Genomic DNA, 711 nt, shown 5'->3' on the forward strand with positions numbered 1-711 from the left:
TCTGGCGCTGCCAAAAATCAACGCGTTCTTGAGTGGTCATAGCGGAAATCCCAACGTAGATACGATGGGTTTCAGTGTGCCGAGGTGATCTCAGTAAAAACAGGTGCTGATTCAGGGGCGCTTACTTAAAACTTTAGGAATGAGGGGGTGTTATGTCGCTACCTATTGAAATCATTGCCACTCGTATTGCCGAGCATTTTTTGCGCATGTATGGATTAGAGGGCTTATCTAAGCTCCTCAAGCCTGAGCCGACAGTCGATGAGCGTTTGCAGAAACTTACCAAGATTCAAGAAGACCTTGGCGAGGTTTTGCTGGCTGTTTCAGAGTTACAAAGAAGTGCACTTACCTCTAAACAAGAGGCGGCAGATCTAGAATTGGAAGTTAGCCAATTGCGTGAGGACCGAGTTGTCGCAGAAGAACTTATCAAAGTACCTGAAGAGGCTTTTGCCCGTATGTTATCTCGGGCATCAGCAAAAGGTCGCGGGCGGGGATTATTTGAGGGCATTACAGTTGGTCTTTTTACTGGGATTGTTTCCAGCTATTTGGTGTGGTACCTGACCACCGCCCAATAATATGTGATGTTTATTGTAAGCGCCGTTAAATCGACCTACTTGCCTTTACCGTATTGCGCCACTTTTTTTGCAATCGGCTCCAGCGGGACGTTCCATGGCAGCAGGGCTTCGAGCTTTTCCAGGGTATCGGCCTCGCCAA

At 47.8% G+C, this 711-nt stretch carries 1 protein-coding gene; it reads left to right on the top strand.

Features of this window, described 5'->3' with window-relative positions; translation table 11 throughout:
* Nucleotides 1–152: 152 nt before the first annotated feature.
* The gene (locus tag GWQ22_RS21710) at nucleotides 153–572 is read left to right on the top strand and encodes a hypothetical protein (RefSeq protein WP_275931654.1); all 420 of its coding nucleotides are present in this window, start codon (nucleotides 153–155) and stop codon (nucleotides 570–572) included.
* The last annotated feature ends 139 nt before the right edge of the window (nucleotides 573–711 follow it).

Source organism: Aeromonas sp. 1HA1 (assembly GCF_029237385.1).
Classification (GTDB): domain Bacteria; phylum Pseudomonadota; class Gammaproteobacteria; order Enterobacterales; family Aeromonadaceae; genus Aeromonas; species Aeromonas popoffii.